This window comes from Nonomuraea fuscirosea, from assembly GCF_003001935.1.
Classification (GTDB): Bacteria; Actinomycetota; Actinomycetes; order Streptosporangiales; family Streptosporangiaceae; genus Nonomuraea; species Nonomuraea fuscirosea.
The window spans coordinates 1-10,808 of sequence record NZ_PVNG01000063.1 but is presented as its reverse complement, the minus strand read 5'-3'; the positions used below and the strand labels follow the sequence as shown (position 1 = coordinate 10,808).

Annotated in this window: 9 protein-coding genes; 6 read left to right on the top strand and 3 right to left on the bottom strand. The window is 70.9% G+C overall.

The features are described from left to right. The 3 genes from B0I32_RS55685 to B0I32_RS61535 all read left to right on the top strand — a co-directional run. A partial coding sequence (locus B0I32_RS55685; protein WP_146178767.1) for a PP2C family protein-serine/threonine phosphatase occupies positions 1-645 on the top strand: 645 nt, incomplete at its 5' end. Positions 646-718: 73 nt separating this feature from the next. Continuing rightward, positions 719-1,600: a TIGR03854 family LLM class F420-dependent oxidoreductase gene (locus B0I32_RS55680; RefSeq protein WP_106253569.1), complete on the top strand. Its 882-nt coding sequence runs from the start codon at positions 719-721 to the stop codon at positions 1,598-1,600. A gap of 102 nt (positions 1,601-1,702) precedes the next feature. After that, positions 1,703-2,110, top strand: coding sequence for a LuxR C-terminal-related transcriptional regulator (locus B0I32_RS61535; RefSeq protein ID WP_106253568.1), 408 nt, complete (start codon positions 1,703-1,705; stop codon positions 2,108-2,110). Positions 2,111-2,119: 9 nt separating this feature from the next. On the opposite strand, the gene B0I32_RS55670 is transcribed toward B0I32_RS61535, so the two are convergent. Further along, complete coding sequence (locus tag B0I32_RS55670) at positions 2,120-2,824, bottom strand: YoaK family protein (protein ID WP_106253566.1); 705 nt, start codon at positions 2,822-2,824, stop codon at positions 2,120-2,122. Between the two features lie 240 nt (positions 2,825-3,064). Here B0I32_RS55670 and B0I32_RS55660 point away from each other — a divergent pair, with 240 nt between their 5' ends. Then, positions 3,065-3,862, top strand: coding sequence for an NAD(P)H-binding protein (locus B0I32_RS55660; RefSeq protein WP_106253565.1), 798 nt, complete (start codon positions 3,065-3,067; stop codon positions 3,860-3,862). Positions 3,863-3,940: 78 nt separating this feature from the next. Here the strand turns inward: B0I32_RS55660 and B0I32_RS55655 are convergent, their stop codons facing one another. Continuing rightward, a complete protein-coding gene (locus B0I32_RS55655) occupies positions 3,941-4,228 on the bottom strand; it encodes a DUF4287 domain-containing protein (protein ID WP_106253563.1) in 288 nt (95 codons plus the stop codon). A gap of 102 nt (positions 4,229-4,330) precedes the next feature. Between B0I32_RS55655 and B0I32_RS55650 the strand changes: the two genes are divergently transcribed. Then, positions 4,331-4,978: a winged helix-turn-helix transcriptional regulator gene (locus B0I32_RS55650; RefSeq protein ID WP_106253561.1), complete on the top strand. Its 648-nt coding sequence runs from the start codon at positions 4,331-4,333 to the stop codon at positions 4,976-4,978. A 500-nt stretch (positions 4,979-5,478) separates the two neighbouring features. Here B0I32_RS55650 and B0I32_RS55645 read toward each other — a convergent pair whose 3' ends face one another. Continuing rightward, entirely contained in the window at positions 5,479-6,366 is an 888-nt protein-coding gene (locus B0I32_RS55645; RefSeq protein WP_106253560.1) for a hypothetical protein, read from the bottom strand. A gap of 140 nt (positions 6,367-6,506) precedes the next feature. Between B0I32_RS55645 and B0I32_RS55640 the strand changes: the two genes are divergently transcribed. Then, positions 6,507-10,808 (top strand): VWD domain-containing protein (locus B0I32_RS55640; protein WP_181308946.1); only part of this gene is annotated, 4,302 nt, incomplete at its 3' end.

Sequence of the window (10,808 nt, the reverse complement as noted above, 5' to 3'; positions counted from 1 at the left end):
CAGGACGGACGCGTCGCGGCCGTCGTCGGCGACGTCATGGGCAAGGGCGTCAAGGCCGCCGCCGGCATGGGCCGCATCCGCAACGCCATGCGGGCCTTGGCGCTGACCAACCCGCCGCCCGCGGCCGTGCTCACCGGCTTAGACCAACTCCACCAATCCGAGGGCGACGAACAGATCACCACTCTGGCCTATATGCTCGTCGAGCCCACCACCGGCGAGTGCACGCTGGCCCTCGCGGGCCATCCGCCTCCCTTGCTGATCTCGCCGGAGGGGACGGCAACCCTATGCGACGTTGAACCCAGCGCTCCCCTGGGTTGGCCGAGTCCGCGCGGGCACACTCGCTTTCTGATACCTCCTGGCCATACTGCCGTTCTTTATTCTGACGGACTTGTAAAGGGCAGGAAGCGCGGGCTCGATGCCGGACTCGCTCAACTCTGTGCGACTGCGAGCATGGCCCCGAAAGGCGTTGTGAAAAGCCCACAATTACTGCTCGACTACCTCATCGACCAAATGCTATCCGTATTCACACAGGACGATGACGTTACTACGCTCGCGCTTCACGTTCCCGCTCCCGCAGACCCCATTCCGAGCTCGATGACCGTGTGTTCATGCCGACCTGTCCCGTCGCCGGCACCGTCTATGTGAGCAGCCAGACTCGTGCACACGGGTCGTTCGGCGTGAACCGCCTCGCCCAAGCAGACGAGCAGATAATGGGCCGATGAAGGTACGCATCGGGATAGCGCCGCCACCTGGAGACACCCCCGGCCACCTCGCCGGGCTCGCCCAGCGGGCCGAGGCTCTCGGGATCGACTCCCTGTGGCTGTCGGAGCTCGTGCACGGGCCGTCCGTCGAGCCCGTCGTCGGCATGGCGTACACACTGGCCGTCACCCGCAGGCTGAAGGTCGGCACGGGGGTGGCGATCCTGCCGGGCCGCCATCCGGTGCGGGTGGCCAAGCAGCTAGTGTCGCTGGCCGCGCTCGGCCCCAAGCGGGTGCTGCCGGCCTTCGGGCTGACGCCGGCCAGGCCCGCGGAACGGGAGGCGTTCCCCGTGCCCGGGCCACGCGGCGCGGTGTTCGACGAGTCGCTCGAACTGCTCAGGCTGCTCCTGCGGCAGGAGAAGGTGACCTTCCACGGCGAGTTCTTCACGGTGGAGAACGCCGGGGTCGGCCCGCTGCCGGCCAAGCCGCTCGACATCTGGGTCGGCGGCAGCGGGGAGCGCGCGCTGCGCCGCGCCGGCCGGCTCGCCGACGGCTGGCTGGCCAGCTTCCTCACCCCTGACCAGGCCGCCGCCGGCCGTACGGCGATCGCGGCGCACGCGGCGGAGGCCGGCCGCGAGATCGAGGCCGACCACTACGGCACCAGCCTCGCGGTGGCCGCGGCCGAGATCCCCGCCACCGCGATCGACGCCATCGCCCGCCGCAACCCCGGCGCCGACCCCGCCGAGATCGTCCCGGTCGGCTGGGTCGCCGCCCGCGACCTGATCGAGCGCTACGTCGAGGCCGGGATCACCAAGTTCGTGGTACGGCCCGCCGCGCCGGTGCCCTCGGCCGAGCGCTGGCTCGACGAGTTCGCCGACCACCTCATGCCGCTGCAGAACTGAGCACAACCCTGACGAGCCGCCGCTACGAGGAGAACAGCTCCACCGTGAGAATCACCGACGGCAAAGATCGTGACCAGCCGGTCCGCAACCACGTGACTCTACGTGGCGCCGCTGCGAATCGGCCGCGACACGGGCGAGCTGCGCTCACAGGCGCGGGTGCCAGGACGAGATGCCGTACTCGGAGCGACTGGACTCGTCTTGCTCGGCGACCCGCAGGCGGGCGTGGCGGCGCGCCGGTCGCCCAACCACAGCACCGGCGCGAGAGCCTCCCCCGCGCCGCCTCCCGCGGACCTGGGCCGGCTGACCGGACGGGAGCTCGAAACGCTGACCCTGCTCGGCCACGGCCTGTCGAACCCGGAGATCGCGGCGCACCTGCACGTCAGCGAGCACACGGTCAAGACGCACGTCAGCGCGGTGCTGAGCAAGCTCGGCCTGCGCGACCGGGTCCAGGCCGTCATCGCCGCGTACGAGACGGGACTCATCCAGCCCGGCGGCGCTGGATTTCGGTGAACCCGCCGCCTACGCCCGGGCCGGACCCGGGAGGACGTCGCGGGCCACGTACGCGATGAGGACGAGCAGGAGGAGGTCCACCGCCAGCGGTGCGGCCATGCCCGCGACCAGGTAGAGCGCGGCCCCCAGGATCCCGCCGGCGAACATGGCGGCGATCGCGCACGCCCGGCGCCGCCACGCCTGCGCGGGCGCCTGCGAGACCAGCCGGGTGACGATGCTCGTGACGACCGTGATGTTGACCAGGTCCGGCACCGCCATGCGGAGCGCGACCGCGTTCTGCATGCCCATGCCGTAACCGAGCAGCACGATGAGCGCCGTCTCCGGGCCCGTGCCCCGCACGCCCGCCAGCAGCACCACGGCCAGCGCCGCCGCCACCAGAACCGCGTGCGTGACCGTGAGGTGGAACAGCCGGCGGCGAGCTTCCTCGATCTTTCTGGCCACGCGCCCCTCGCTCCACGCCCCGGCGGCGAAGGCGGCCAGGGCCAGCAGGTGCGCCCACAACTGGTGCCGGGGGTCGCCGGCGATCGCGAAGCCGGAGAAGACCACGTTTCCGGTCATGTTGGCGACGAAGACGCGGTTCAGGCCGAGGAAGGTGATGGCGTCGACGAGGCCGGAGGAGACCATCAGCATGACGAGCAGCGCGGGCAGGGGGCCGTGCTCGTTCGTGCCACGCGGGAACAACGCGTCGGAGAACCAGTGCGCCGGCCTGATCACGGACGACCTCCCAGACGTTCTCCCCCGATGCCGAGTACTCGTACCCGGACGGGCGGGCGCTCATCCCGCGACGGCAGTGCGTGACCAGCCAGGACGCCGCGATCCCCGACGGTGCGTGCCGCTTCCACGCGGGCCGACCGTATTGTGGATCTAGGGCACCCCGTTCGACTTCTACGACCAGGAGCCGCAAGTGACGTTCTCGGCCGACACAGCAGCCGCGCACCTCCGCAGGACGTTGCGGTGATTCTCGTCACCGGAGCCACCGGAAACGTCGGCCGCGAGCTGGTCGCGCGGCTCACCTCGGCCGGCGTCCCGGTCCGCGCCCTGTCCCGGGCCGGCGGAGCCGACCTGAACGAACCCGCCTCGCTGCGTCCCGCGCTCGACGGGGTGCGAGGAGTGTTCCTGCTGCCCGGCTATCGCGACATGCCCGGGCTGACCGCCGAACTCGCCAGGGCCGGAGTCGAGCGGGTGATGCTGCTGTCCGGTCAGGCCGCCGTGGCCACCGACACCGGCAACGCCGTCTCGGCGTACATGATCGACTCCGAGACGGCGGTACGCGAGTCCGGCCTGGCCTGGACGTTCCTGCGGCCGGCCGCCTTCATGTCCAACACCCTGCGCTGGCTGCCCCAGTTACGGACGGGCGACGTCGTGCGTGACGCCTTCGGCGACGTGCCGATCGCCTCCGTCGACCCGGCCGACCTCGCGGCGGTGGCCGCCGAGGCGCTGCTGGAGCCGGGGCACGAGGGACGCGCCTACTCCCTCACCGGGCCCGAGGCGCTGCTGCCCGCCGACCGCCTCCGTATCCTCGGCCGCGCGCTGGGTCGTGAGCTGCGCTTCGAGGCGCTGACCGACGAAGAGGCCTGGGAGCAGATGAGCGCCACCACGCCGATCGAGTACGTCAGGGCCTTCTTCAGCTTCTACCGCGACCACACCATCGACGAGACCACCGTCCACCCTGCGGTCGAGCAGCTCACCGGCCGGCCGCCGCGCACCTTCGCCCAGTGGTCCGCCGCCCACGTCTCCGACTTCTCGCGGTGAAGGCTCTCGGCCCGTCGTCGTGCCGGGTCAGCGCGTTGCCCGTCGCGACCACGGTCCTTCCGGCTCATCGGGGGCTCGTCAGGGCCGGTTGTCCTTGCCGTCCAGCCAGAGCGTGTCGGACGCGTCGCGATGGACGCCGGAGCTGCCGACGTGCTTGGCGTCGATCTTCGGCCCCTTCTTGATGACGTGCACCAACGCCATCGCGTGTCCCCGTCCGAGGTCGTAGTCCTGTTTCAACCAGTCGACGATCACTCCGGCCTTCACTGACGGGTCGTCGAAGCCGCGTTCCTTCGCCGCAGCGATGAAGTCACGTGGCGTCAGTCCGGTCTTGTCCTCGATGTTGTCCAGGTACGCCTGAAACGACATGCGTTCTCTCCAATCTGCCCGGCGCATACGGGCTGCACGGCAACCAAGCTTGTCTTTTGCAAGCATGCTCTGTCAACTGAAGTAGAGGCTAAGATCTGCATCATGGCGTCTCGGGAGTACGGACAGTTCTGCGGCCTGGCCCGCGCGATGGAGATGGTCGGCGAACGATGGACCATGCTGATCATCCGCAACCTGCTCACCGGAGCCCAGCGCTTCACGGACCTGCACAAAGGCCTGCCGTCGATCCCGACCAACATCCTGTCGGCCCGCCTCAGACAACTCGAGGAGACCGGGCTGGCCACCCGTCGCGCGCTCCCGCACCCCGAACGCGCCGTCGTCTATGAGCTCACCGACTACGGCCGCGACCTCGAACCCGCGTTGATCGCACTGGGCCGCTGGGGCGCGCGGACACTCTCCGAACCCCGCCCCGGCGAGATCATCACCGCCGAGTCGATCGCCATGTCCTTCCGCACCACGTACCGCCCGGAAGCGGCCCGCGGAGTCACCGCCGGCTACGAGATCCGGATGGGCGACTTCACGTTCCGCCTGCAGATCACCGATGGAGAGCTCGCGGTCGGCATCGGCCCGCACCCCGCCCCCGACCTCATCGTCGAACGCCTGGCCGGCTTCCCCGTCCGCGAGTTGATGAGCGGCGACAAGACGCCGGACGAACTCCTCCGCACGGGCAGCATGCGCGTCGAAGGCGACCCGACGCTACTCGGCCGCTTCACCGAGATGTTCCGCTTCTGACCAGCGAACGCCCTCCCAGCCGGAGCAGCACGACTTCGACGGCCTGAAGACGAGCGCCGGAGTCCTGCAGCTGGTACCGCAGCGCCCGCGTGTACGTGGAAACGGCCGCTTCGGTGGCGCAGTACACCGGAGCGGCGCGCTTGGGGGCCAGTGCGAGGCTGGAACCGATGTTGACCACCGCGGCGTGACCGCAGTCAGCACGGTTTCCGTGATCGGTCCCTGTCTTCGCCCTGCCACCGCCCAGACTTCCGGCGGCCGTCGCCCGGTTGAGGCAGCCGCTTCAGGGCCGTACCGCTCCGCGGGCGGGGGCGCCGAACGTCGCGGGTGGGCGGTTCCCGGGATCCAGGCCAGGCGGAACCGGTCGACCGGCCCCGCGTGCCACAGGGGGTCGAACGGGCCGGCGAGGAGTATCCCTCGTCCATCCCCGACCACCTCCGCACCGAGCGTACGGACCCGCGCGAGGCGATGTCGTGAACGATCGCGCCATTAGGGCTGAAGCGTCAGGCGACGATGTCGAGGGTGTCGATCGAGACGGCCGGGCCGATGGTCAGGAAGGGGCGCTCGTCGCCGTCGTCGAGGTCGGTGGTGACGAGCCGCCCGGGCGTGGAGCCGGGGCGGACGACACGGCCGGCGCTGACGGCGAGGTAGCCGTCGAAGGTGCGCCGGGTGAAGCGGCGCTCGCCGCCCGTCCGCACGTCGATGAGGATCAGCGGGCTCTCGTCGTCGGGCTCCGGGTAGACGATCAGCTCGTGGCCGGAGGCCCAGACGGAGTGCGGCCCGGGCAGGGCCACGCGTTCGGCGTAGGCGGCGAGCTCCTTGCCGGCGCGGTCGAGGACCACGGTCGTCAGGACGTCGTCCAGCGTGAGGTAGGTCGCGGCGAGCAGCAGCCCGTCGGGCGACCAGCTGATCGAGGCCTCCTCCCAGTAGCCCTCGGCCTGCCAGAGCCGCTGCCGGGCGCCGGTGCCGGTGTCGATCAGCTCGATGCCGGCCAGCTCGTCGCCGACGCCGGGGATGCCGGGGCCGTCGGACAGGTCGGCGAGGACGGCCAGGTGGGTGCCGTCCGGGGAGAGCGCCGCGCGCAGGTAGTCGTCGGAGGTGAACTCCTGGCGGGTCCCGGTGGCGAGCGTGTGCAGCACGACGCGCGGCGGGCCTGCGCCGTCGTCCTGGCGCGCGGTGAGCACCAGCCGGGTGCCGTCGGACGACAGCGACACCGTCTCCGGCGCGAGGTGCGCCGGCAGGCCGGGCACGGCCGCGAACGTGTCGCCGTCGGCGTCCAGCACGATCACGGCGGCCCCGCCCGGCCCGCTGACCGCGAGCACCATCCGGGCCGCGCGCACCGGGCGCGCCGCCGGCGCGTCTGCGATCTCCCATGACCGGTCGACGACCACGACACCTCCTGTTGCTGATCCGGTGCGCAGCCTAGCCAAAGATCACCCGAAAGAGGAGCTGGTGATCTCTACCGCAAAACGATCTTTTGGGTGTACGGTCCCGCTGCCAGTCTTATGTCCTCTTTATTCGGGGTGAACGCGTGCGGCGTCTTCGTCTGTTCATGGTGGCCGTGCTCGTGGCCGGGTTCCTCGTTCCCGTGCCCGAGTTCTTGTTAGCCAGGTGGGCGGAGGCGGCCACCGCCTGCTCGCCCAACAGCGACGACTGGTCCAACGGCCGCAGCGGCCAGAAACGCTGCGTCTTCAAGCACATGTACTCCACGCGCCGCCGCATCAACGAGGCGTGCCTGCGCGACCGTCCGGTGCTCGGCACCCACATCTACCAGCAGCCCAACGAGTGCAGCCCGTCCGGCGGCATCGAGGCCATCGGGCAGGCCAGGGCCATCAAGTACCTGAGCGACCAGATCGGCGGCAGCGGCGGGCTCATCAACCCCGAGATCCAGTGGGAGCCGACCCTCAGCGGCGGCAGCGACCGGCCCGACATCATCTACTACGACCGCGCCGGCAACAACTGGGGCCAGGTGATCGAGGCCAAGGTCGAGGGCAACCCCGACTACTCCGGCTGGGGCGGGCAGGTCGTCCGGTACGTCGGCGTACTGACCAATGACGGTGTCAAGAACGTCACCGCCGGCACGGTGCTCAACCGCTGGGGCAGCTACGACGACTGGTTCCAGGTCTACAGCAAGAACCCCTCCTGCAAGGTGGACGGCAAGGACGGCTACCAGCTCTCCACGTACCGGGCGCTGTCCCCCGTTCCCGGCCTGCTGCACATCGAGGAGGTGAAGAAGGAACGCAAGTGCGAGGAGACCAAGCGGCAGCCCCCGCCGGGCAGCCCGCCCGCCGAGATTCCCGAAGTGGAGGAGGACGACGACGACCGCTACTGGCCGATCCCCCCGGGCCTGCGCCACCTGATCGACCAGCTCACCAGGCCCGGCAACGACTCCGACGACTCCGGCGACCCGCAGAACATCGACGTCGCCAAGTACGGCAGCGCCGCGGCCGCCGCGGCCGCGCTGACCGCCTCCATCATGGTGTTCCTCCGCAGCCCGGCGGGCGCGCTCTTCCTGCGCGCGGCCGGCTTCGCCACCATCGAGGCGGCGCTGCTGCTCGGGGTGGGCGCGCTGGTCGTCCTCATCCTGTTGTGGTACTTCTCCGAGCACGGCGGCCTGGTCAAGGGCGAGCCGCACTTCACCACCCTGGACGGCCTGGGCTACGACCTGCAGTCCGTCGGCGAGTTCGTCCTCGCCAGCAGCGACAGGTACGGCCTGGAGATCCACGGCCGGCTCAGCCCCGCCAGCGGCGGCCGCGACGTGTCGGTGATGTTCGACGCCGCGATGGAGGCCGGTGACCACAAGGTCGAGTTCCACGAGGACGACCTCTACATCGACGGCCAGAAGACCACGCTCGGCGCCGGCAAGCTCCTCTACCTGGGCAAGGAAGCGTTCGTCCTGCGCAAGGACGGCAAGTGGCTGGTCATGTTCGACGCCCTGGAAGGGCCCGTGCTGTCCTGGCGGCGGGGCGCCGCCGGCCTCTACCTGCCGCCGTCCGCCGACAGCGACCTGGAGGGCCTGCTCGGCAACGCCGACGGTGACCCGAAGAACGACCTGAAGCTGCGTGACGGCACCCAGTTGCCCGCCAACGCCACCCCCGCCCAGTTGCACACCGACTACGCCAACTCCTGGCGGCTGGACGACACCGAGTCGCTGTTCACCTACGGCCCGGGCGAGAGCACCGCGACGTTCACGAACCTGCAGTTCCCCTCCCGCATCGTCACGATCCACGACCTGACGCCCGAGCAGATGCAGCTCGCGACGGCGCAGTGCGAGGAGAGCGGCGTCGCGCCGGGCGTGCCGTTCAACGACTGCGTCCTGGACATCGCGCTGACCGCGGACACCTCGTTCGCCGAGGCCGCCGCCGAGCAGAAGACGGTGAGCCTCGACCCGGCGGCGCAGGCCGTGGACGCCAACGGGGACCTGACGATCGACTTCGAGGGCACGCTGGGCAAGAACACGCTGCCCTCGCGGGTGTCGGCCGACCCCGCGGTGAGCTCGTTCGCCGGGCCGCTCAGCGGCGGCGACTCCTACCGGTTCTTCGTGCAGTCGTTGCCGCTGCACAAGGCCGGCACGCTGAGCTTCGACCTGCTGGCCGTCGGCGACTGGACCTCCGACTCCGACACCGAGAAGATCACGGTCGAGACCGACCGCGACGACCCGTACGAGATCACGCCGGCCGAGCTGACGCCCGTCGCGTCCGGGACGCTGGTGAGCGGCCTGCCGTGGGCGAAGTACCGCGTCACGGCGCCGATCACGCACAAGAACAGTCAGATCGAGGTCAAGGTCTCGGCCACCGGCATGGCGGGCCTGTCCAGCCAGGCGTACGGGCTCGACAACGTGGCGCTCGACCTGGAGGTCACCCCGCCGCAGACGTTCCCGGTCACGCTGCCGTTCACGGCCTCGGACGGCGTGCCCGGCGAGGGCGCGGGCAACCTGGAGGGCGAGGTCGCGGTCGACGAGTACCGGTTCACGCTGGACCAGCCGGCCTCGGTCTTCGTCGACGCGCAGGAGTGCCCCGGGTCCGGGTTCGGGCTGCGGTGGGAACTGGCCGACGCCGCGGGCGCGAGCGTCGCCACCTCCTACCTGTGCGGCGCCAAGCGCGTGGACGGGCTGCCCGCCGGCGCCTACCGGCTGCGCGTGTGGCCGTGGAACGACATGTTCGGGCCGTACCGGCTCAGAGTGAACACGCTGGGGGCCGACGTCACCGCCACCGCGGCGATCGACGGGCCGCAGGTGCCGCTGCGGATCACCGACCCGGGCCAGCGGGGCACCTGGACGTTCACCGGCACCGCGGGCCAGAGGATCTCCGCCGAGCTCGCCGACGGCACGTTGGCCTCGCTCGGCGACGCCACCCTGCAACTGCGCGGGCCCGACGGGAGGCTGCTGGCGCAGGATTCCTGCGGCGCGGCCTGCTACGTCGACACCGAGACGCTACCGGTCACCGGCACCTACGCGCTGGTGTGGGACCCGAAGGACGCCAAGACGGGCTCGATCGCCCTGCGCCTGTACGGGGTGCCCGAGGCGGTCACCGGCACGATCGCGATCGACGCGCCGTCCACGCTGACCACCACCGTCCCGGGGCAGAACGCGTCCTGGACGTTCGCCGGCACGGAGGGGCAGCGCGTCGCGTTCGCGGTCAGCGGCATGGCCGGCACCGCCAGCGCCTCGATCACCAAGCCGGACGGGACCCGGCTGTTCGGCTCCACCCACTGCCCGAAGGCCTGCGCCTTCGACACTGTCACGCTGCCCGCGACGGGCACGTACACGCTGCTCGTCGATCCCACCGACGTGCAGACCGGGCCCGTCACGGCCGGCGTGATCGAGGGTGACGTCGTCGGCGCGCTGACCGTCGGCGGTGAGCCGGTGCGGCTGACCACCACGGGGCCCGGCCAGCGGGCGTACTGGACGTTCGCCGGCACGAAGGACCAGCGGGTCGCGTTCGCGCTGACGGACGGCACGTTCAGCGGCGCGTACGCGTCACTGCGCAAGCCGGACGGCACGGACCTGGTCCGCTCCACCTGGTGCAAGACGGCGTGCGCGTTCGACACGATCGCGCTGCCCGAGGACGGCACCTACACGCTCGTCCTGGACCCGACCAAGACCGCGGTGGGCGCCATCAGCGCGCAGGTCACCGAGGGCGACGTCACGGGCACGCTCACCGCGGGCGGCGGCCCGGTCAAGCTGACCACGACCGCCCCGGGGCAGGCCGCCACCTGGTCCTTCGCCGGCACGGCGGGCCAGCGGGCCGCGTTCGCGCTGACCGAGGGCACGTTCAGCAGCGCGTACGCACTGGTGCGCAAACCGGACGGAACGGAGCTGTTCGACCGCACCTTCTGCAAGCCGTCGTGCGCGTTCGACACGGTGGCGCTGCCGGCGGACGGCACCTACACGGTGGTGCTGGACCCCACCGGCACGGCGGTCGGCTCCATCTCCGCGCAGGTCACGGTGGGCGAGGTCAAGGCGGCGCTCACGGCGGGCGGCGCGGCGGTCGAGCTGACCACGAAGGGCCCGGGGCAGAACCCGATCTGGACCTACGACGGGACGGCCGGGCAGCGGATCTCGGTGACCTTCTCGGGCGGCACGTTCTCCAGCGCGTACGCCTCCCTGCGCGATCCGGACGGTTCGATCCTGGTGCCGTCCACGTTCTGCCCGAGTTCCTGCTACTTCGACACGACGGTGCTGCCGGCGGACGGCACGTACCAGGTGGTGGCCGACCCGGCCGGCGTCCAGACCGGCTCGATCTCGGCCCAGCTGAACATCGTGCCGCCGGACGTGACCGCGCAGCGGGTTTTCCTCTTCGAAGTCCCATCGTGCCCTGCGCGCGCGGGCCGC

What these genes read in the sequence shown, in the direction of transcription:
- B0I32_RS55655 (WP_106253563.1), bottom strand. Translation starts at nt 4,228, where the DNA reads ATGTCGTTTCAGGCGTACCTGGACAACATCGAGGACAAGACCGGACTG.
- B0I32_RS55680 (WP_106253569.1), top strand. Translation starts at nt 719, where the DNA reads ATGAAGGTACGCATCGGGATAGCGCCGCCACCTGGAGACACCCCCGGC.
- B0I32_RS55650 (WP_106253561.1), top strand. Translation starts at nt 4,331, where the DNA reads ATGGCGTCTCGGGAGTACGGACAGTTCTGCGGCCTGGCCCGCGCGATG.